The organism is Halobacteriovorax sp. DPLXC-1 (assembly GCF_036903125.1).
GTDB lineage: Bacteria > Bdellovibrionota > Bacteriovoracia > Bacteriovoracales > Bacteriovoracaceae > Halobacteriovorax_A > Halobacteriovorax_A vibrionivorans.
Map to the genome: position 1 here is coordinate 50,969 of NZ_JAYMCO010000003.1, position 21,980 is coordinate 72,948.

Consider the following 21,980-nt stretch of genomic DNA (forward strand, 5'->3'; position numbering starts at 1 on the left):
CTTAAGACTGAGTGTCACCAAAGATAATATTATTAAATAACTCAGTGACTTTTGTGTCTTCGCCATTTCTTTTCGTCCAGATCTCTGGATCTGTTTTCTTTAGATCGCGTACTGCATCCATAATCTTAATGAGTTCTTCATAAGTAATATTTGCATTAGGGATAAAGATGACTTCTTTTTCATCAACATAGCTTTTCTTTAATTCGATGAGCTTTTGACGAAGTTTGAAAAGATCATATTCTCCGCTGGCCGTTTTACCTGCGCTGAAGATTCGTCTTTCATTAGGTCCAGAGTGGAGGCTAATATTGCTTTGATTGATCTTTAAAGTAAGATCAAGTCTCTTCTTATCTGTTTTTGGAGGTTGGCTGTTTGAGATAATTGGAACATCAGAGCCAATCTCATAGATTCTAACAAAGTTAGCAGACATAAGAAGGAAGAAGATAAAGATGAAGACCGAATCTAAAATTGGAATTAGATTCAGCCTCTCAACTTTCTTATTCTTATATTTTCGACTCGGTTTTCTATACATAATTAATTTCTTTCTTACTGCTTACTTTCTTCTGTGCTTAGGATATCCATTAGCTTTACAGAATATTCATCGATTTCATTAATGATCTTTTCAGACTTTGAACTTAGGAAAGAGTGAATGATCATAATTGTGATGGCAACAAGTAGACCTAGGAAAGTCGTATTCATCGCTTGTGAGATCCCTTTAGCAAGTAGTTCTGCTTTTTGTGTAGGATCAGCTGCAGCTACAGCTGCGAATGAAGCGATTAGACCTTGAATTGTTCCCAGTAGTCCAAATAGAGTTGAGATATTTGCAATTAACTGAAGATAGTTAAGTCTAAGTTCAACCTTAGGGATAACTTCAAGTGCAGTAGCATCAATTGCATTTTGAATTTGTTCTGGTTTTGCTGACGCTCTTTCAAGTCCACTTCTTAGAACTTTTGGTAGGGCCGCGTTCGATCCAGAGCAAACACGTGAAGCACCTTCAACATCATTTGCCATGATGTAGCGACGAAGTTCATTCATAAAAGAAGCTCCATCAACATCAAATTTAAAACTTAATTTAAAGAATCTCTCTAATCCAATTGCCAGACCTACGGCCCAGATGAATAGAATGATCCACATGAAAAGTCCGCCGTTTTGAAAAAAAGCAGCGATTGTGTTTACGGATGATACAGCAGTGCCTTCCATTATATAGCTCCTTAAAATTGTGTACTAACTTAAGATTATTTTAACTCATAATCGCGTCAAATACTTGATTTTAAAGACTTGGAAGTTTGTGCCGGTTCTTTAGTAATTTTCTGGGACATCGTGCGTTCAAAAGTTGCCACAAGGCAAGTTTTGACGAGCAGATGGATGTGACAAAAGTAAAGCTAGCCGAAGGCGCGGCTTTACGACCCTTTAGTAATTTTCTGGGAAAACCTGGCGCTCAATACCTTCGATAAACGTATGAATAATTTTAATGTGCATTTCTTGAATTCGATCAGAAAGATCAGCTTCAATCACAAGAGGGAAGTCCACAAGGTCTTTCATCTTTCCGCCACCTTTTCCAAGTAGCCCAACAACTTTCATTCCCTTTGCGTGAGCAGATTTAACTGCTTCAAGACAATTTGGAGAATTTCCAGAAGTTGAAATTGCAAGAAGAACATCGCCCTTGTGTCCATGTGCTTCAACATATTTTGAAAAGATATACTCAAATCCGTAATCGTTTGCAACACAAGTAATGTGTGAAGGATCTGCTACCGCCATTGCTGGCATCGCGGGACGATCTTTACGAAAACGCCCAGTCAGTTCTTCTGCAAAGTGCATGGCATCGCACATTGAACCACCATTTCCACAGCTTATTACTCGGCCATTATTTTTAATAGCTGAAACCATTTCATCAATTGCATCTTGCATAACTTTGAAATTATCTTCGTTAGCAATAAACTTTGTTAATGTTTCTTGAGCGTGATTAAAAGCGTGAGAAATAAAATCATTCATTATTAGATACCTTTTCGATCCTTGATAAAGATAAAAGAAAAGCCTCTTTGATAGAGGCTTTATATTACATTAATTCTTCTAAAGACTTTTTAATTTCTTCTTTCGTCTGAACACCAACAAGTGTCTTTGTTGCTTGTCCATCTTTGAAGAAAATCATTGTTGGGATCCCACGGATTCCATATTGTTGAGCAAGCTCACCATTATCATCAACGTTAACTTTAACGATGCTTGCACCTTCACCAATTTCTGATGCAACTTCGTCTAGAACTGGCCCTAGAGTTTTACAAGGTCCACACCATTCTGCCCAAAAATCAACTAGAACTGGCTTTGCGTTCTTTAATACATCAGATTCAAAATTTGCTACGTCAGTTTTACCAACAGTACTCATATAATTATCCTCCAGAGCTTTTTTGCTCTTCTTTCTTTCAGTCTACATTTATAACTTAAAATATTATTTTTGGCTATTAGTGATCATCTATTGGTCTATAGAGAAGTTAAAGTATTTCTTTACTTAATATTCCTTATTTGAACGTGGTGCAAAAAATGCCTTGTTTTCTAATAAAATTCATAGGATAAGATATTTATTATGGATAGAAAGTACTTATTGAAGTCGGCCATAAAGGTTGCACGTTTTTCAAGGATATTAGCAAAGGCAATAGACCTATTTATTGTTCTTGTGTTATCGCTATTTCTCTATCCAATCGGTATTCTTTTTTCCATTGTTTATTTAACTTTTGCAGATGCGATCCAAAATGGTCAATCGGTAGGAAAGAAGTTTATTGGCTTTCGCGTTATCTCTCTTGTTGATGGAACACCTTGTTCATTGAAGCAGAGCTTTGTTCGTAATCTGCCTTTTATTATTCCACTTATTTTTGCCATTATTCCAGTTCTTGGTTGGTTTATGGCCGTGATAATTGGTATTCCAATGGTCGGAATTGAATTATATCTTTTATATAAACTAGATTCAGGTCACAGATTAGGTGATGTTATGGCCGATACTACAGTTATGGCCAATGATGACACGATGCTCGCTATTAAAAAGAGACAGGCGAATTGGTTTGAAGATCAAGGAACTCCAACCTAATTAAATACTCTGTTAATTATCTCTTCGAGGTTTTCTTTATCTATATCATTGAAACTTGCTTTCACATCACTATCAATATCTAACACTGAGATTAGCTTTCCATTTTCTAAAACAGGCACGACAATTTCAGACTGGCTCTTAGGATCACAAGTGATGTGATTTTCAATTGCATAAACATCTTCAACAATTTGTGTTTCTAAAGATTGAGCAGCTGTTCCGCACACTCCTTTACCAAATGGAATGCGTAAACAGCCAAGAGTCCCTTGGTAAGGGCCAACAACGAGTTCAGATTCTTTTGAGTTATCAACATTATAGAACCCACACCAATAAAAGTGTGGAAAAGCCTGCTTTAATACACAAGAGATTGTGGCCATTTTTGCAATTGTATTCGATTCACCTTCGCAAATCGCAAAGATATCTCTTTTTACATTATTATACAGCTCTTGTTTTTGTGCATTGTCCATAACTTGGTCCTATATTAATCATTAACAGATTCAACATAATTGGCTAGATTTATAGCATAAATTGGAGATTATATGTCAAAGAAAAGATTAATCGTCGTCGACGTCAGTAACTTTATATTCCGTGCGTTTTTCGCAATCCGTCCAATGACGGCACCAAATGGTACACCTGTTAATGCAACGTATGGTGTTCTTTCAATGCTTCTTAAAATTATGGCCAATTATAGGCCGACTCATATGCTCTTAGCTCGAGATACATCGGGAGGATCATTTCGTAATGAAATGTATGAAGAGTACAAGGCAAATCGCTCAGAACCACCAGAGGATTTAGTTCCTCAATTTTCTCTTATTAAAGAGTTAATTGATAAAATGGGACTTCTAAATGTTGCAGATGAAAATTATGAAGCTGATGATATTATCGGCTCATCTGTGACTCAGTGGAAGGATGACTTTGATGAAATTCTTATAGCCTCAGGTGATAAGGATTTAATGCAATTTGTAGGTGGCAATATTAAGATGCTGGATACGATGAAAGATGTTACCTACGATGAAAAAGGCGTCTTTGAAAAGATGGGTGTTCGCCCTGACCAAATTGTAGATTACTTATCAATGGTTGGAGATACATCAGATAATATCCCTGGTATGCGTGGGATCGGAGCAAAGGGAGCGGCAAAGCTTCTGGCAGAACACGATACATTAGATAAGTGCTTTGAGATTTCAGATACGTTTAAAGGTAAAAAATTAACAACTGCTTTTACTGAATATGTTGATGATGCAAAATTATCACGTGATTTAATTAAGATTGTTACAGATATTGATTTAAAATGTAAGTCAGAAGATTCCGAATTAAAGTTCTATCCTACAGATGAGTTACTTGCATTCTTAAAAGAGCTTGGAATGAATTCCATGATTAAAAGAATGGAGGATCTAAAATATCAACTTTCTATTGCTGATGGTGAAGATGAAGAAGGCGAAGTCGCATCTCCTTTCGAACATCTAATTGTTGGAAAAGATATTAAAGAAGATGAGTTTAAAAAGTTAATTAAAGAGAGCAAGAAACTTGCAGTGCAGACTGAGTTTGATAGTTCTGATATTCATGCTCGTAATCTAGTGGCCTTAAACCTCTCATTTGATGATAACAAGTCGTACTTTCTCGAAGTTGACCAAAAGAATGAAAAAGAATACTTAGAGTTAATTTATAGTGATGAATCAAAAGAAGTTTATAGTGAACATTCAAAGAGGGATTATTCGCATTTATTCAGGCATAAGGTTTTATTTAAGGCAAAGAATTTTGATATCGTTCAGGCCCATTATAATGTAAGTCCAAGTATGAGGCATAATATTGAGGCTATTTGCACTAATGTAAATGTTAATGTCACAACGCTTGATAAGAAGAATCCATATATAACTTCTCTTGAAACAATTGAAGAAAGATCTACTTATAGTGGCCTTCGCTCAATTGCTATATTTAGACTAGCAAATCTTTTAAAAGAAGAGCTTAAAGAAAAAGAGCTTGTTTCTGTATATGAAGATATTGATAATAAGCTAATTCCTATTCTTGCAGAGATGGAGTTTGAGGGAGTGTGTCTAAATAAAGAATTCCTTTATGATATGGCGAGAGACTTAGAGGAGAAGCTTTCAGTTATTCAAAAGAAAGTTGATTCATTCTCTGTAAATGACACGATTAATTTAAATTCTCCAAAACAAGTAGGAGAGTTTCTATTTAACGAATTATCATTTCCTGTTGTGAAGAAAACAAAAACTGGCTACTCAACAGACTCTTCGGTTTTAGAAGAGCTTGCAGCGAAGAATATAAATGAAGTACCAGGCTTGATTTTACAATATCGTGAACTAGGTAAGATCTTATCAACATACGTTAAGGCTCTTCCTGAAATCGTTAATGAGAAGACTGGAAAGGTGCATACAAGTTTTAATCAGCATGTTGCTCAAACTGGAAGATTATCTAGTGTGAATCCGAATCTTCAAAATATACCTATTCGTTCAGAAACAGGAAGACTTGTAAGAAAGGCATTCATCGCAACACCTGGAAATATGCTACTAGCAGCCGACTATTCTCAAGTTGAACTAAGAATTCTTGCTCATTACAGTGAAGACCCAACAATGATAAAGGCATTTAATGAGGACAAAGATATTCACGCACAAACAGCAAGTGAAATTAATGATATTGCTTTAGAAGATGTAACTTCGGATGAAAGATCGAAGGCCAAGGCCGTAAACTTCGGTCTAATGTATGGACAATCATCTTTTGGATTGGCCTCAGCACTTAAGATTTCAAGAAAAGATGCTAAGGCCTATATTGAAAAATACTTTGAAAGATTTTCTAAAATTAAGGGCTTCTTAGATGGGCTTAAGGAAGATGCAGAAAAGACAGGGTATTCGATTACAATGTATGGTAGAAAGCGTTTTTTACCAGACATTCACTCTAATAATCGTACGGTAAAAGCAAATGCTGAAAGAATGGCGATTAACTCACCAATTCAAGGTACTGCTGCTGACATCATTAAGTGTGCAATGATTAATATCCATGAAGAAATTCAAAAGCGTGGATTAAAGTCGAAAATGCTTCTTCAAGTACACGATGAGCTTATATTTGATGTTCCTGAAAACGAATTAAATGAAATGAAGACATTAGTAAAAGAGGGAATGGAAAACGTTGTTAAGCTTAAAGTACCATTAAAAGTTGAGCCTTCTCTTGGTGTTAACTGGTACGACTTAAAATAACTCTAAAATAATAAAGCCGAGTAAACTTCCTCTCCACAGTAAATTAATTGTGGGGAGGAAAATATATTTCCATAGCCTCTTTCAAAGAAAATAATAGCATCGTATTCATTTGGACATAAGTTTTGAAATAGGAGCTTTTTGATTTCTTTAGATCTACTTGATACAACATCGTATGGAGTATCATATTGGATAGTTATGTATTCCTCTTCAAATAAATAATTAATAAATTCATCTGTGCTTATAAGTTCACCACGATGTAGATACGTTGTGATGTCATTAAAGATGAAAGTTGCATTAATAGAGTCAGAAAAACATTCATCGCATATTGATTCGAAAATGATACCTCGACTCGAACCATCAAGACACCCTGGATCCCTACATTCAAGATGTATTTCTTTTTCAAAATTTTCTGTCCAAACAATATCAAGCTTTATTGCAAAAGCATTTGAGATTGTAAGAAGCATGAATAGAAGTATTAATGCTTTCTTTTGCATTTTGAAAATAGCCTTGTGAAATGTTTATCAATCATGACGGTGAGTTCATTGTTACATTCTTGAACCTTAAACTTATATCCGTTTATAATCTTTTTAGATGCTAGGATTGTTAATTCATTTTTTTGTATGAGTTCGACAGCTGCGAGTTCTTCTTTGTCTTTAAGACAATTTCGACCATTTAAAAGAGTTGAACGGCAGCTTTTTGGAATCTCGCCATAGCGTTGGTATGTCGTTTTTAATTTGTTCAGGTCAAGTTCCCATCTTCTTGGAATATTATCAAAATCAGTGAGTCCCTGATAGAGACTGTATAGGGCCCGAGCGATATAGAAAAATGGACCAAGTTTAGAGTTGAAGTAAGTTAGTGTATTTGAAATTCCTTCAAAGTTAATTCTACATGCAGCACATGCTGCGACACCATCTGTTTGTTTATCACTAATATCGGAACCACTGTTGGCGATGATATCACCACCTTGGCGGTCAACACATGCACCCACTGATATTCCTCGAAAGTGATATAGATTTGTAGGGCTGTTATTACTTCCTGTAATTGATACTGCACATGGTACACCAATTAGAGGGCCAAATTCAGTAATTAATTCTACATTAACCTTAGATTTTTCATATTCTTTATTAAGTTCAATTTGTCCATCTTCGATCATTTTATTAAATGAAGTAACGTAACCAGGAGTTAGACTTACACGTGTGTAAAGTACACCTGGAGTAAACCAGCTCATGAGTCCTTGGCCAATATCGGATACAAATCGAGTCATAACTTGTTTTGTTTTAAAGTAAGGGTCGTAGACTTTACAAGCAACCCTTTCAGCATAGGGATTGAAGAGGTCTGAAGATGGCTGTGAGAATTTTGATTTCCAAAATAAGTCACCATAGTAAGTAGCACGAGATGTTTCAATGATACTGATGATTGATTTTCTTAAACAGTGACTAATTGATCGACAAATAATGTCACCATTTTTGTAGATGATGAAGTCTTGTGAAAGAGCGTCACTTTCATAATGCTTGTCTGGAAAGGTTTCAAATGACTGATCAGCACGAGTTTTGTCAATATACCATTGATGAAAACCTTCATATTCTATTTCAAAACTTTCATCCCAAATCTCTTTTTGCTTAAGACCTTTACAATATGATCTCGTCTCATCCATTAGTTCTTTGTAGTAATCAATGATTTTATTGTAGGGAGAGTCTGTAAAGAGAATGTCGAGATTATCAATTAACTCAGTTCCTTTAAGTCCTTCAATATGCTTTTTCGTAAAACTGAATATATCATCAGATATAACAGACGCCTCTGCACAAAGATAGTAGAGGTCATTTTTAATAATATTTCCATCAAGATTTCGAAAGTAAAAATCTAATTGATCTCTAACTTCTTTTGGATCGAGCCTTTTTCTTACTAGGGTATAAAATGTTAAGGCATCAATTAGCTTGTTTTTTACATAATTCTTAGTCTGTGTTTGGTTTTTGAATATCTGTTGAATCCAAGCATCTGCATCATCGTAAGAGCCAAGGTCTAAGATATCTTTATTAACATTAGCAAATGGATCTTTTAATAAATCATTTTGAACGCCTTCAGAAATAGGGGATAGAATATCGAGTTCAAGCGCTTCTTTTTCAAAGTTTCTACGAGAAAACTCTCGGAATGAATTCTCTGCAAGTCTCTTATTATTACAAGTAGGCATGATATCACTACGACATCCATTAGGAGAAAATAGAATATAATCTTGAGTGTTTGAATTGCGAATTATGTTTTCATATTTTGTGTTTTCGACTTTCAGATTCTTCATTGCCCATGCAAAGTAGAGTTTCATCGAATTCCAGTAATCAAAGCCAACTTTTTTATCCCAATAACGCTCTTTTATATTTTTAATATCAAATTGATAACCAGCTACTTGTAAGTTCTCAAGTGTATCAATTCCATCCATGCGACATTCGTCTACTGTTTCTCCTATGTCGCTAAGTTGTTTTGCAATCCTATTCAGGTCTTGGATACTTGGCTTTTGTCCAAAGAGATTTGCCTGTAATGGGCCAAATTTTTTTACTTTTAAACATTTGTACGTATTACTATCTTTAATGTACTTAGAGTTGAAGTAGTTACTATCCTCAAAACTGTCATAAAGACGATGCTTTAATCGATGGGAAGAAGTCCAAATATTTTCAATATAATAATTAAGTTGCGGGCATTGTAACTTTCCATAACATTCTTTAAGCATTGTTCGGTACTTAACAGGAATATTATTTTCACTATCAAGATGTGGGAGGAGTGGAAGCTGGCCGGAAAGTAATTTCTCATGAATCTCTTGTGTTAGTCTCGTTGTTTTATTTCGAAAGTCTCGTATAAGTTCTTTGGTAATTGTTGCTCTATCTTGTCCTGTCCTATTAGCTAGGCGATATGCCGCTTTTGCTGCAATCGTATTATTTAGAAAAATAAACATGGATCGTGTTGGCTTTTTGGAATCAATGGCACATGAAGCACGATTTCTTAACTGAACCTTACTTAATTCCACATCTAGATCATTAAGATCTAAGTTTTTCCACTCATTCCACTTCGTACCAGCAAGAGTACTTAGTGAGACCCAAAAAATAAAAGCAATAAAAAAACCTCTCTTCATAGAGAGGTTTTATAATTTTGAGTTTTTCTTAACAATTAAAGAAAAAGTTAATTATTGACCGTTTTTACCGCAATTACCTGATTTCCCGATGATCGTCGTATAGAATAGGATCATTGCTTCATCGGCAGGAGTGAAGCCGCGGCGAGTATTACCATCTGTATCAAGTAGGCCATACATGTAACGGTTAATAGCAATATAAACAGACTTAGGTACTTTAATACGTTGAGTACACTTACCGTTGTAGTATCTAACGTTGACTCCCCAGTATTCACCACTGATTTGTCCACCGTATCCTCCTGTGTAGATATTCACACCACTACCAGCTTGCTGATTCATACCTTCTCCGATATTGAATCCTACTTCAAAGCCTCCAAATTTGTTTTCTGTGGCGAATAAAGTACAAAGTCCTTTTCGACAAGAGACTTTAATGTCTTCCTCAATTTTTAGTAAAATTTCCTCATTTGAAAACTTTTCAAATTCAAATTGGTCCTCACCATTACCAAACATGTCGTCGATATCTCCGCCATTTTGGGCAAACGTCAAGCTACTTCCAAGTAGTAAAATTAAAAATAAAAATCCCTTCATACGTTTCTCCTCACTTTTATTGGATGAATTAAAAATCAATATCTCCTAAGTCATCATCGTCATCGTCATTGTAATCATCATTCGGGTTAGTACAGTCAACAGCAGGGGGGATATAGTTATTAATTACATTAACTGATTGGCCCCTGCTAACAGTTTGTTTTAAATTAGTAACTTCTATGTCTTCGTTTTCATCGTATTTAATTTCAAAATTTAAAGTGATGTTGTAGTCGTGGTTTTTCTTAAGAACACATGAGTTTTCAAAACAGTAGTCATTCACATATGGTGGCCATATATAGCTATTAAAGAAATAACTAATAGAATTTATCGTACTCATAACAGTTGTATGATTGCCACCAGTGAAATTTATTTCTTTAAACTCTGGGTAATCAGGTAAAGGTTGATATGATGTTGCTTTTCCAAACGATGGGATGTCTGGCAAGGATCCACCGTTTTGTGGCATGTCCGGTATAGATGTTGGGCGTAATTTTAAAATATTTTTAATCTTTCCTTTATACATTAAATAATTAAATTCTTGATCATTGAAATTTGCTTTGATCTGATACTTTCTTCTCTCTGAAAAGAATTTCTTACTTAAGTTCTTTCCTGTACCAGTTACTAGCCCCGTCCATTGTGCAGGGATAATGCCACCATCATACCATGATGATAGATATTCTTTTTTTCCATCCTCAAGAAGTTCGTAAAGGACAAACTCAGCGGCAAGGGGTTGTGTGTAGTCACAAGGAGATGTACATAGTCCATCGTTACATGTTCTTTTACACTGATTACTTGCAAAGATTGGAACAAATAGATTTGCTGTATTGTTAATGTAACTGTTGAATATAGGCTTTGATAGGTTCAAATTATTTACTGACCAAGTCGATGGCCAAACTGGTATGCGAGGGTCTTTGTACCTATCATTTATTGTCGTATTAATTAAATTTGAATTCGGATTTGTTGAGTACCTAAATTTAATACTCTTTAGTGATTCTAAATCACCAGAAGTTCCAGATGCATCACCGGTACTATAGATCTGAACTAAACCTAGTATATCTGATTGATACATTTTCTGTGATTTGTAGTAATTATCATTTTCGCATTGTTTATTAACATTAACTTCATATGAGATACTTGAATCGATATGTGGTTTTACAAAGCAATAATAACCGTAAATAGATGCTGTGTTTTTATCGATTTTCTTTACAGCACAACCTGGCTGTCTAAGAGGGATATCTAATCCCTTTTCGGACTTGTCTGTTATTTTAATAGAGATACATTTATTTAGAACTTTTCTTCTTTGTTTAAGTCGCTCATGTCGATATGACTTAGTTGTATCTTTTTGAATAGGTGAGTTTTCAATTTTACAATAGTCGTTTGAGTTGTATGTGATTAAATCATTGATACTATAACTCATAAATTGATCTGTTAATAAGAAGTTCTCTAAGCCTAGAGAAATCATTAGATATTTCTTCTTTGTCACAAGTCTGTGACAATTAGTTGCTTTAATTGTTGGGTTATTTTCGGATATAAATTCGTTATTATAAAAAATAGTTTGTTTATTTTCATGTGATACTGAAACGTTAATATTGCTTGGGGCAGATATATACTCACAAGCACTAGAGATAAACTGAAAAAGTACGATTGTAAGAAATAGTTTTAACATAATCAGTTCCCCATGAGAAAGGAGGAGGGCGCACCCTCCTCTTGTTTTATTATTCAGTTACATCAGCTTCATTTACTGCTGTTTCAGTACAAATTCTAGCAGCGTGCATACGCCACTTACGAATTGAGTCAATCCCAGTTCTATTTCCTTCTCTAAATTTATATCTGAATACACACCCTCTTAAATCTGATGGAGAGTGATTTGTGAAGTGCTCAGCTACTTGCATTGCTGCTAGAGACATCCATGAAGTACTCTCAGTGAATTGTGTATCAGGGTTACCATTCACACCTTTGATTCTACAAAGAGTTTCAATCTTAACTTCTAATCCCGCTAGATTTTGGTATGTTCCTGAAGCTCCTGGAGCATAAACGATATCATCATTGAAGTCCCAATCAGTGTTATCTGGAGTGCTGTCACCATCTGGTCTAAGATCAGAGATCGTTACACGTCTTTGAAGTGCATGGTTAGGTTGAGCTGATCCAGTGTAGTCAATTTGAGTAGCTCTATAGCAAATGTCTAGGAAGTACTCAGTTCCGTATCTTTCTGACCCTAGGTTGAATACAAGACTACCAAGTTGTCTGTTGAAACGACTAGCGTCGTTAAACAAGACTTTACCAGATTGGTTTGCAGACTTGCTGTGAACCTGTTGTGTTTGTGGATCAATTGCATCACCGTTTTCAGACCATGCATAAGATGTAGCTTCTAATGTATCCATTAGCCATTCACCATCTCCTTGATGGTTATCATCTTGGAATCCTCCAGTACACACACAGTCACATCCGGGTCCAGTTGGATCTTCTTGACAGCTTTCTTGCTGTGAACCCGATGGTGGTGTACATGCATCTAGAGTTTCTCTGTTGTAACAAACTCTGTCGCTGTAACCTTGGTGTTTGATACCAGCGTTACATGGATAGATTGATGATCCAGATGAGTATACATCGAAGTCAAATGAAACATATGCAGCGTTGGCCGTAAATGCACCAAAGAACAACGAAAGTGCTAAAAGTTTTTTCATTACCCTCTCCTTTTTAGTTAGGTTGTTAGACAAAAAATATTGATGAAGAAATTTGTAGCAACCCAATTTTTGAAAGTCGATAGGGGTCAAGGTTAGGAAAGGTGAATTTGACTTTAATTAACTGCCTTTTAAGAATTGCTTAACTAGATTGAAGGTTTTCTTTAGAGACTTCTTCCGATTCTTTCGCTTCTGTAATTTGGTAACCAAATTGTTTGACGATATCTTTTGGGGTTAGGATTCCAATGATTCTTTTTTCATCAAGTCTTGAGACGACCGGTAGACGGGAGATATGGAATCTTTTGAGTCTATGAAGTGCAATATATAAACTCTGATCAGGATAAATCTTTATAATTTTCTTTTCGCAACAATGTTCAATTTTCATTTCACCATTGCCCTTAGCGTGTTGAACTCGAAGCTCTGATGTTGACATCATTCCAAGTAGTCTTCCATTTTTTAAAACGGGAAATCCTTGTAGTTTTGGATTGTGCTCTTCAATGTCTTTAAGTGTTTCTGCAACAGATAGACTTGCACCATAGGTAATAATATCTCTAATCATTGCATCTTCAACATGTAGTTGATCAAGAACTTCTAGGTCTTCTTTTGTTGGTAGATGAATTCCATCTTGTGCAGATATTTGTTCATAGATTGATTCGTTCTCTGTTGGTTTTGAAGAGAGCATATAGGCAATGATATTTGCAATCATAAGTGGAAGAATAATATTGTAGTCTCTCGTCAATTCAAAGACGATGAGTATTGAAGTAAATGGAGCTCTAATAACTGTTACAAAAAAAGCTCCCATTCCAACTAATGCATAAGCTCCAGTGTTTGTTGTAATCTCTGGAAAAAAGGCATTGGCAAGTGAACCAATTAAACTCCCAAGAGTTGCTCCCATTAAAAGTGTTGGCATGAATAGACCACCAGATATTCCAGCTGAATAACAAAGTGATGTGGCAAGAAACTTTAGACAGAACATGATAAAGAGAATTTTCGGATCAAGAATTAACGATAGTAGAGTATCTTCAATCGTTCCGTGACCACTACCAATTACGCTAGAGTGAACTTGGGTCATAAGTGCAATGATTAAAAAGACAATCATCATATATGTTAGCTTATGGCTTTTCATATATTTTCGATTAAATTCTCTAAAGGTAAGAACTGACTTCATCCACAGTGGTCCAATAAAGGCACACACAATACCAATTGTTAAATAGAATAATAACTCACGGTGATCATGCATCTTATAATAAAGTTGCTCAAACATGTGAGTTTGTCCTGTTAAGATCTGTCCTGTAACAGAGGCAACAACAGAAGAGATAACAATTGAACCAAGTACTTTTGCGTTTAGATCACCCACAACTTCTTCAAGTGTAAAAACAACAGCGGAAATTGGAGTTGCAAAAGCGGCAGCAATACCACCAGCTGCACCTACGGCAACGAGGGCCTTTATTTTCTTTTTAGAAAGATGAAATGAAAAACCTAAGCGAGATGCAATTCCGGCCGCTATTGTTACAGTCGGTCCTTCTCGTCCAAGTGAAACACCTGAGCCAAGGGCCATTAATGTTGTAATTGTTTTTGCGAAAGTGTCTCTAAGGCTAATTTTTCCATGATCAACAACTAGTGCCGCTCGAACTTTTGGAATTCCAGAACCCTCTGTGAATGGAAACTTTCTTGTGGTTATCCAGCCAGATATAAATAGGGCCACACCTCCAAGAAGAACGGATTCCCATGTAAAAGTTGAATCAGTTTTTAGTATATGTTGGAGCCAGTGGACTCCTTTTTGAAGGCCTACGGCCACGAAAGCTGATAAAACGCCTGTAATTAGCGTAAGGACAAAAAATGTTCTCTCTTCTGCAGTTTCATCCTGCAGGAATTTGCCTAAAAGTTTTTGGTTAAACTTTAGCTTCATACAGTATTTATCGGTCTCAATCCTTATTTTTATAGGATAACTTGTTAATTTCTCGCAATATCTCATATTCTTAAGATTCCGTGAAGGAAATTGTGCTTGGTGCCATCAAAAAAAGTTGATACATAACCTTGACATGTATCCGTTTGCTACCAAGTTATGTATAAAGATTATGAATTAAACAAAAAATGTATTTAACTGGAGGAATTATGCAAGTTAAACCATTACAAGATAGAGTTCTTATTAAAAGAGTTGAAGACGAAACGAAGACAGCTGGAGGGATTATTATTCCTGATAACCACTCAGAGAAGCCTGCTCAGGGAGAAGTTATTGCTGTTGGTCCAGGTTACCGTTTAGATAATGGATCTGTAGCAGAACTTGCTGTAAAAGAAGGAGATAAGGTTCTTTTTGGAAAGTATTCAGGAAGCGAAGTTAAGCTTGAAGGTCAAGAGTACCTTATTATGAAAGAATCAGATATCTTAGGAATTTTAGTTTAATCGAATCGATTACATATAGGAGATAATTATGGCAAAAGAATTAAAGTATTCAGAAGAAGCAAGAGGACTAATCCTAGACGGTGTTAACCAACTTGCTAATGCAGTAAGAGTTACTCTAGGGCCAAAAGGTAGAAACGTAGTAATCCAAAAATCATTTGGAGCTCCACACATCACAAAAGATGGTGTTTCTGTTGCAAAAGAAATTGAATTAGAAAATAACTTCCAAAATATGGGCGCTCAAATGGTTAAAGAGGTTGCTCAAAAAACAAATGAAGATGCAGGTGATGGAACAACAACTGCAACAGTTCTAGCTCAAGCAATTTACACAGAAGGTGCAAAACTTGTAACTGCTGGTCACAACCCAATGGATCTTAAAAGAGGGATTGATACAGCTGTTGAAAAAGTCGTTTCAGAACTTAGAAATGTTTCTAAAGAGATCAAAACAAATGAAGAGATCGAACAAGTAGGAACAATCTCTGCAAATAACGATAAAGAAATCGGAACACTTCTTGCGCAAGCTATGGATAGAGTTGGAAAAGATGGTGTTATCACAATTGAAGAATCAAAGACTGCTGAAACAACTTTAGATGTTGTTGAAGGTATGCAATTTGACCGTGGTTACCTTTCTCCGTACTTCGTAACTAATTCTGAAAAGATGGAAGTTTCATTTGATAATGCAAATATCCTTATTACTGATAAGAAAATTGCAAATATGAAAGAGCTTCTTCCAATCCTTGAAAAAGCTGTTCAAACTTCTAAGCCACTTTTAATCATCGCTGAAGATGTTGAAGGTGAAGCAATTACAACTCTTGTTGTTAATAAGCTAAGAGGAACATTAAACGTTGCAGCTGTTAAAGCTCCAGGTTTTGGTGATAGAAGAAAAGAGATGCTTAAAGATATTGCTGCCCTAACTGGTGGTACAGTTATCTCTGAAGAGCTTGGAATGAGCCTTGAGACTGCTGACCTTGCACACCTTGGTTCAGCTAAGAAGATCTCAATTGATAAAGAAAATACAACTATCGTAGACGGTGCTGGTGAAGCATCTGCAGTTGAAGCTCGTGTTTCTCAAATTAAGGGACAAATTGCTGAGACAACTTCTGATTACGATAGAGAAAAACTACAAGAAAGACTTGCAAAGCTTTCTGGTGGTGTAGCTGTTGTAAACGTTGGTGCTCCAACTGAAACAGAAATGAAAGAAAAGAAAGACCGTGTTGAAGATGCACTAAATGCAACAAGAGCTGCTGTTGAAGAAGGTATTGTTGTTGGTGGTGGATCTGCTCTTGTTAAAGCTGCAAACGTTCTTGCAGGTCTTAAGACAGATAGAGAAGAAGAAATGCATGGGATTAAGATCGTTCAAAGAGCTGTTGAAGCTCCTCTTAGACAAATCGCTACAAATGCAGGCCTTGAAGGTTCAGTAGTTGTAAACGAAGTTAAGAAGAATGAAGATGCAAAATATGGATTCAACGCTCGTGAAGAAAGATATGAAGATCTAATCGCAGCAGGTATCATTGATCCTGTTAAGGTTACTCGTTCAGCTCTTCAAAATGCTGCTTCAGTTGCAGGACTTATGCTTACAACTGAAACAATGATCGCTGATCTTCCAAAAGAAGATAATGGTCCAGCAATGCCACCAATGGGTGGTGGAATGGGCGGAATGCCAGGGATGATGTAAGCGCCCCCGCAAAATTGACTGGCTAAGGCCAGTCTATTGTTTGCGGCGCTAGCTCCCCAGTCTTTAGCTAGAAAACTATTTCAACAAGCCTGCATTTATGCAGGCTTTGTTGTCTCTGGAGCAATGGGAAAGCATCCGCAAACAAGAACGATATTTTCACGAAGTGAAAATGAGTAAAATACTTTCTCATATAACCGAAACACGCGAGCTACGCTCTTTGTTTCTTGAGTCACATCCATCTCTGCTTCAAAACTGCCCGTTGGGGCACTTTTGCCGCAAGATGTTCACGAAGTGAAAGTTAGCAAAAACCTCTCTTAAATAGCGGAACATCGGAGAATCGAACCCACGTCCGTTCCCACTCCACGCCCACCCCCAGAGGCGTAAAATGTTTTTACACTTAATTTTCAATCTCAATCATTTCAACGTATTACACTCTTTAATTAAACTAAATAAAGTTATTTTTTAGAATTCCGATATAATTTTTATTACGTTCTATTCTTTTTGGGGGAATCAAAAATGGACTATTCAAATATTAAGGCCTTAGTGGTTGATGATTTAGATTATATAAGAAGCTCACTCTTAAGCCTACTTGGTGATATGGGAATTACTAATATTCAAGAAGCAGAAGATGGAGAAATTGCCTTAGAAAAGATTCTTAATGAATATGAAAGCGGAGCCCCTTTTCAGGTGATACTATGTGACGTTCATATGCCAAATTGTGATGGTATTTCATTACTTGAAAAAATTCGATCTGATAAGAGAGTGGGGAGTGTTCCTGTGCTTATGGTTAGTTCTGAATCGGATGTGTCGATAATTAAAAAGCTTATTTTGATGGGGGCAGATAGCTACTTATTAAAGCCTTTCACATCGGATAATTTAGAAAAGAAAATTCACAGTGTTTTAAAAGTAGATCATGTGGCTTAAGAGATAAGCCACATGAAATTTATCTTATTATTGACGACGTAATTCGTATTGAATTTCTCTGAAGTTTGAATTGATACAACTCTGGTATGAGAAGCTAACACCATCTCCAAAGTTCATACAGTGGCTTAAGAATAAACCAAGGCTTCTTTCTACTTTATTGAAGTTGTTATTTACACAGCTTTCAAATGAGAAGCTTAAATCATCTCCAAAATTATTACAGTAAGAAAAGAACTCTCTTGGTAGATCAAATGTTAAACGACGAAAGTTTGAGTTAATACAATTCGTGAAACTTAAGCTTACTGTGCTTCCATAGTTAGAACAGTGTGATGGAAAAAATGATTCTTCTTCGGCATTACTTGCACTAACAGAAACAAATGCTAATAGTGAAAAAATTGAAACTAATAGATATTTCTTCATAAATCCTCCCTAATTATTTATAAATACAATTTTATGATTAAAGAAAATCATTCGGCAACTTAAGTTTTCTAACGCGTGAAGCCTTACAATGAAGACTTTGGGAGTTATAATACTTAGCATTATCAAGTGAGGAATTATGTTTAATAAAGAGAGTAAAGTAGAGGTTGAAAAACCTGCATTCTTATCTGCGAAATGGTTTAAGGATGAAGCGTGGTCATGGATCAAAATCATCTTAATTGTTTTTGGTTTTAGATCGACATTTATTGATCACTATCATATCCCAACAGGCTCTCTACTTCCTACAAATGCAATTGGTGATTCAATTGTAGTAAATAAAATGTCTTATGGATTTAAACTTCCTTTCACTGAATTTTTTAACCCTATTTATCTCGGTGGTCAGTCTCTTCCTGAAAGAGGAGATATTATTGTATTTGAATATCCAATAAACCCAGCGATTCTTTTTGTAAAAAGAACAATTGCTCTTCCAGGTGATACTGTTGAGGTTTATGAAAATAAGCTTTTCATAAATGGGAAAGAGGTTGAGAAAGAAGTTATAAGTGGTGAGAAGGAGAAAGAACTTCGAGACCTTTATGACAAAGAGCCAACTCTTAATCCTGAAGATATCAAATTCTACTATCAAAAAATTGGTGATAAGAAATTTACAATTGGTGAGAACCCAACATTTTTTAGACACCTTAATCAAGATAAGGTGACTGTTCCTGATGGCCATGTATTTGTGATGGGTGACAATAGAGATTACTCAAGTGATTCCAGAGTTTGGGGATTTGTTCCTATCAAGAATATTAGAGGGAAGGCGTTCATGGTTTGGATGTCTCTTGTCTACCCTTGGTCAGATAAACCATTTCATTTTAGGCCAGAACGAATCGGTACATCTCTTTAAGAAAACCTGACAATAAATTTTCTATGGTGCCAGAAAGGAAACTACTCAAGTACTAGTTTCCTTTTGGTCCTACCGTAAGTCCCTGTTTTTGTAGGACCGCTTAATCTTCTTTGGCGCGGCCTGTGGGGCGTTTTGCTCATTTTAGATGTCAACTTTTTGTAAGTTATTGAATCTACTATTAGTTAATTTTGGCACAATTCCTGCTTATATATAAGTAACCAAGGGGCATCGGGACCCTTCCAAAATTAGGACGATTTTGGGTTAATTGCAATAGGACGTTGCAGTGGTTACTGAGAAGTTACACTTATGAATTTAAGGTATCTTTCGGAAAAAAACGGGCCTAGAGGTTAGGGCGACAGAATTGTAAAAAGCACGAAGCTTGAAATTAATCCACCTCTAGGCCCTTTTAAAACATTGATAAAACTTGGTGTCCACGGATGGACACAGAAGAAACATGGAAGTTATAAAGCTTTGGAGATACATCCCTCTCTCCCTATGATTTAATCCAAAGCTTAAGAAGCCGAGAGCAATGTGTGTGGTATTTATTTAATCTTGCTCTCGGCTTTTCTATTATTTACCGGCAATTTTTTCCCCTTAGTATTTCAACATAAACATCCACTCCAATAGAACCGATGTGTTCATTGTGAGAAAGTCTAACTATGTAATCTATTTGCAATTTGAAAAGAAGCTTGGCGAGGAATTCCTCTATATGTCGAGAGTATTTTCTGAATTTGGAATAAAGCTTGTTCCAATGAAGTTAGGTGACTTTAAGTCTATCAGAATGCGTGAGCATCAATTTATTATTGCTTCTGTTCGCGATATTCGATCATTCGTAAATTACAATAAGTTATTGAAGAGATATCTGAATTATATGCTCAGACAAGGAAGTGTAACTCTATTTGAATTTAGTTCATTTTCTATTGTTCATGATGATTCAATCTTAAAAACAAAGCGCGTTTTTCAAGAAAGACTGCCTGTTAGTATGTTTCGTATGGCCGATCTTATTGGCCAAAACATGTTTAGTAAGCTTGTTACCAATTCAAGCCGCTGGCCAGGTGGCCGTAGGGCGAAGCTTCCAGAATACTAATCGGGAAGCCTTAGAAAAAAGTGGGAGAGAATGAGAGTTTCAAAAGATACTAGCCGTTTATTGATTATATTGAGGCAAGATGCAGCTAGGCTTGCGGATCGAATTATTACTCGTGAAAAAGAATACCTCCATATACTTTCAATGAAGCGAACGCGTGAACACTTTAATGCTGTTTTTCGTTCAAATTTTAAAACAATAACCGTTCAACAATTAATGCTCTTATCTGAAGAGCTCATTATAAGTCTAGAAGACTTCTACAATACTATCGACGATATGCATTGGTATTTAGTTCATACGGAAGATATGCCTGCTACTATTGAAGATAGAGTCCATGCTATGGTAAGAGATGTAAAAAATAAGTATGATCAATTAAATTTATATCTCAATGCTGAGCTGGAGACTCATGAAGAAAGCGATGTTGCTTAAATTCATTCTGATAAATATTTTTCTCGTTCAAATCGTTAGCGCCAGAGGAGTTATTTCTGGAAGTCGCTTTGAAATATTAACGGGGCAAAAAGCAAAAGAAAAAATCTCTAATGTATGGGATAAGAAATTTGCTAATCATGACTATATTTATGGAAAATCTCCGGCACAATTTCTTGCTAAGAATTATCAATTTATCCCTCGCGGCTCAACCGTTCTTGATATTGGAATGGGTGAAGGAAGAAATGCGGTTTTTCTTGCTACAAAAGGATATAAAGTTACAGGTGTTGATATTAGCTCTGTAGCAATTGAAAAGTCATTAAAACTTGCAAGACAAGCAGGTGTCCGAATTAAAACAATTCACAAGTCAGTTGATCATTTAAAAATTGCCGATAATTCATTAGATGCAATTATCTGCTTTTATTTTGTAGACAGAGAAATTTCTGAAAAACTAAAGAAATGGTTAAAGCCAGGTGGTGTAATCATTTACGAAGGTTATACTGTCGCCCATAAGAAGAAGTTCAATGACGATAGCATTGATTCTTATTTTTTAAAGTCTGCTGAGTTACTTAATATGTTTAATGACTTTAAAATCTTGAAGTTTGAGGAGCCTGTGCATGGTTCTGAGTTAACTCAATCAATTATTGCCCGAAAACCAATGTAGAAGGGCATCTCTTTCCCTTATCTTTTAATAAGTTACATCTGTGGCAAAATAAAAGTGTGAAGTACTTCATTCTATTTTCTATATTCCTTAGCAATCAAGTTGGTTTTTCCAGTACTTTGGAATTCAATAAAGAGTTGGGGTATTTCTCTGGTAGAGTTTCGCATGTTGAAGAAGCGGCGAGGCTTGTTCGATTCAAGCTTGATTTTGATAATATTAAGTATGTAAATAAGTTGGACGAAATAGATCTTTGGGGACTTCACCAAGAAGATAAGAAATGTCGTGCAATAGTAATGGGTAGAACAAGTGATTACCTCTTAGTTAGGGTTCCAAAATTTGACTCTTGTAATCGACACTCAACATTTGTGACAGGCCGCTACTATAATTTTTACTCACAAGATCTTGTAAATAATATTGCGATGGGTAAAGAATTAATTGAGATTTTGGCCAAGAAAAGATTGGCACTTAAATCAAAAATTAAACGCAATAAAAAAAGTCTAACGACGTATGCGCAGAGAGTCGAAACTGTTAATACAAGGTATGCTGTTCTTCGTGAAAAGCTTGAGAAAGAATGGCGCGACGAGCTGCGTCGCCTCGAAGAAGACCATCAACAGCTTGTTCGAAATACTGAGGGAATTCAAACACGTTTAAATGAAGTGGACTTTAAGCTTCAGCAATATCGCGTTGAGTCTAAGAATTTAAAAGAAGACCGTTGGTCCTTGGATCCAAGAAATTACATCATAAAATAATCATCTAAATATTTAATATTTTTTGCCTCTAGACAGACAAGAGCACGCATCTTAATGTGGCCTCTAGTCAATTGGTGTAAAATCTTATATCG

At 35.8% G+C, this 21,980-nt stretch carries 23 protein-coding genes; 10 read left to right on the forward strand and 13 right to left on the reverse strand.

All coding sequences use genetic code 11. The features are described 5' to 3' along the window. Position 1: 1 nt before the first annotated feature. The 4 genes from VCM44_RS10180 to trxA form a co-directional block, all read right to left on the reverse strand. Positions 2 to 529, reverse strand: coding sequence for an ExbD/TolR family protein (locus VCM44_RS10180; protein WP_115362182.1), 528 nt, complete (start codon positions 527 to 529; stop codon positions 2 to 4). A gap of 14 nt (positions 530 to 543) precedes the next feature. Then, positions 544 to 1,197, reverse strand: a complete 654-nt coding sequence (locus VCM44_RS10185; protein ID WP_115362180.1) for a MotA/TolQ/ExbB proton channel family protein — start codon at positions 1,195 to 1,197, stop codon at positions 544 to 546. A gap of 210 nt (positions 1,198 to 1,407) precedes the next feature. Then, positions 1,408 to 1,989: a D-sedoheptulose 7-phosphate isomerase gene (gmhA, locus tag VCM44_RS10190; protein ID WP_115362178.1), complete on the reverse strand. Its 582-nt coding sequence runs from the start codon at positions 1,987 to 1,989 to the stop codon at positions 1,408 to 1,410. 64 nt (positions 1,990 to 2,053) lie between these two features. Then, entirely contained in the window at positions 2,054 to 2,392 is a 339-nt protein-coding gene (trxA, locus tag VCM44_RS10195) for a thioredoxin (protein ID WP_330220808.1), read from the reverse strand. A gap of 183 nt (positions 2,393 to 2,575) precedes the next feature. Between trxA and VCM44_RS10200 the strand changes: the two genes are divergently transcribed. Next, positions 2,576 to 3,073: an RDD family protein gene (locus tag VCM44_RS10200; protein ID WP_115362174.1), complete on the forward strand. Its 498-nt coding sequence runs from the start codon at positions 2,576 to 2,578 to the stop codon at positions 3,071 to 3,073. Here VCM44_RS10200 and VCM44_RS10205 read toward each other — a convergent pair. Continuing rightward, positions 3,070 to 3,537, reverse strand: coding sequence for a GAF domain-containing protein (locus VCM44_RS10205; protein WP_115362172.1), 468 nt, complete (start codon positions 3,535 to 3,537; stop codon positions 3,070 to 3,072). The two genes, VCM44_RS10200 and VCM44_RS10205, sit on opposite strands and share 4 nt — an antisense overlap. Before the next feature lie 72 nt (positions 3,538 to 3,609). Between VCM44_RS10205 and polA the strand changes: the two genes are divergently transcribed. After that, a complete protein-coding gene (gene polA, locus VCM44_RS10210) occupies positions 3,610 to 6,276 on the forward strand; it encodes a DNA polymerase I (RefSeq protein WP_334678729.1) in 2,667 nt (888 codons plus the stop codon). A 2-nt stretch (positions 6,277 to 6,278) separates the two neighbouring features. Here the strand turns inward: polA and VCM44_RS10215 are convergent, their stop codons facing one another. The 6 genes from VCM44_RS10215 to VCM44_RS10240 all read right to left on the reverse strand — a co-directional run bounded on the left by VCM44_RS10215 (position 6,279) and on the right by VCM44_RS10240 (position 14,560). Beyond that, a complete protein-coding gene (locus VCM44_RS10215) occupies positions 6,279 to 6,770 on the reverse strand; it encodes a hypothetical protein (protein ID WP_115362168.1) in 492 nt (163 codons plus the stop codon). Continuing rightward, positions 6,752 to 9,394, reverse strand: coding sequence for a hypothetical protein (locus tag VCM44_RS10220; protein ID WP_334678730.1), 2,643 nt, complete (start codon positions 9,392 to 9,394; stop codon positions 6,752 to 6,754). Before VCM44_RS10220 ends, VCM44_RS10215 begins: the two co-directional genes overlap by 19 nt. Positions 9,395 to 9,445: 51 nt before the next feature. Then, positions 9,446 to 9,979 (reverse strand): hypothetical protein, encoded by a 534-nt coding sequence (locus VCM44_RS10225; RefSeq protein WP_334678731.1) that lies wholly within the window; start codon positions 9,977 to 9,979, stop codon positions 9,446 to 9,448. Positions 9,980 to 10,007: 28 nt separating this feature from the next. Further along, the gene (locus tag VCM44_RS10230) at positions 10,008 to 11,639 is read right to left on the reverse strand and encodes a hypothetical protein (RefSeq protein ID WP_334678732.1); all 1,632 of its coding nucleotides are present in this window, start codon (positions 11,637 to 11,639) and stop codon (positions 10,008 to 10,010) included. Between the two features lie 49 nt (positions 11,640 to 11,688). After that, positions 11,689 to 12,654 (reverse strand): hypothetical protein, encoded by a 966-nt coding sequence (locus VCM44_RS10235; protein ID WP_334678733.1) that lies wholly within the window; start codon positions 12,652 to 12,654, stop codon positions 11,689 to 11,691. Positions 12,655 to 12,793: 139 nt separating this feature from the next. After that, on the reverse strand, positions 12,794 to 14,560 hold the full coding sequence (locus VCM44_RS10240; protein ID WP_334678734.1) for a chloride channel protein: 1,767 nt from the start codon (positions 14,558 to 14,560) through the stop codon (positions 12,794 to 12,796). 206 nt (positions 14,561 to 14,766) lie between these two features. Here VCM44_RS10240 and groES point away from each other — a divergent pair, with 206 nt between their 5' ends. Then, entirely contained in the window at positions 14,767 to 15,054 is a 288-nt protein-coding gene (groES, locus tag VCM44_RS10245; protein WP_115362156.1) for a co-chaperone GroES, read from the forward strand. Positions 15,055 to 15,082: 28 nt separating this feature from the next. Then, positions 15,083 to 16,726 carry a chaperonin GroEL gene (gene groL / locus VCM44_RS10250; protein WP_115362154.1) on the forward strand — a complete coding sequence of 548 codons (1,644 nt, stop codon included), beginning with the start codon at positions 15,083 to 15,085 and terminating at the stop codon, positions 16,724 to 16,726. A gap of 95 nt (positions 16,727 to 16,821) precedes the next feature. On the opposite strand, the gene VCM44_RS10255 is transcribed toward groL, so the two are convergent. Continuing rightward, entirely contained in the window at positions 16,822 to 16,959 is a 138-nt protein-coding gene (locus VCM44_RS10255) for a hypothetical protein (protein ID WP_334678735.1), read from the reverse strand. A 283-nt stretch (positions 16,960 to 17,242) separates the two neighbouring features. Between VCM44_RS10255 and VCM44_RS10260 the strand changes: the two genes are divergently transcribed. After that, positions 17,243 to 17,650 carry a response regulator gene (locus VCM44_RS10260; RefSeq protein ID WP_115362152.1) on the forward strand — a complete coding sequence of 136 codons (408 nt, stop codon included), beginning with the start codon at positions 17,243 to 17,245 and terminating at the stop codon, positions 17,648 to 17,650. Between the two features lie 27 nt (positions 17,651 to 17,677). Here VCM44_RS10260 and VCM44_RS10265 read toward each other — a convergent pair whose 3' ends face one another. Then, complete coding sequence (locus tag VCM44_RS10265) at positions 17,678 to 18,067, reverse strand: hypothetical protein (RefSeq protein ID WP_115362151.1); 390 nt, start codon at positions 18,065 to 18,067, stop codon at positions 17,678 to 17,680. Positions 18,068 to 18,203: 136 nt separating this feature from the next. On the opposite strand from VCM44_RS10265, the gene lepB reads away from it, so the two are divergent. From lepB to VCM44_RS10290, 5 genes are all read left to right on the forward strand, one after another. Then, the gene (gene lepB / locus VCM44_RS10270; protein WP_334678736.1) at positions 18,204 to 18,968 is read left to right on the forward strand and encodes a signal peptidase I; all 765 of its coding nucleotides are present in this window, start codon (positions 18,204 to 18,206) and stop codon (positions 18,966 to 18,968) included. A gap of 643 nt (positions 18,969 to 19,611) precedes the next feature. Continuing rightward, complete coding sequence (locus tag VCM44_RS10275; protein ID WP_334678737.1) at positions 19,612 to 20,055, forward strand: hypothetical protein; 444 nt, start codon at positions 19,612 to 19,614, stop codon at positions 20,053 to 20,055. A gap of 30 nt (positions 20,056 to 20,085) precedes the next feature. Then, on the forward strand, positions 20,086 to 20,481 hold the full coding sequence (locus VCM44_RS10280) for a hypothetical protein (RefSeq protein WP_334678738.1): 396 nt from the start codon (positions 20,086 to 20,088) through the stop codon (positions 20,479 to 20,481). Then, entirely contained in the window at positions 20,459 to 21,142 is a 684-nt protein-coding gene (locus VCM44_RS10285; protein ID WP_158536879.1) for a class I SAM-dependent methyltransferase, read from the forward strand. Before VCM44_RS10280 ends, VCM44_RS10285 begins: the two co-directional genes overlap by 23 nt. A 56-nt stretch (positions 21,143 to 21,198) precedes the next feature. Continuing rightward, the gene (locus VCM44_RS10290) at positions 21,199 to 21,888 is read left to right on the forward strand and encodes a hypothetical protein (RefSeq protein ID WP_133296941.1); all 690 of its coding nucleotides are present in this window, start codon (positions 21,199 to 21,201) and stop codon (positions 21,886 to 21,888) included. Positions 21,889 to 21,980: the final 92 nt, after the last annotated feature.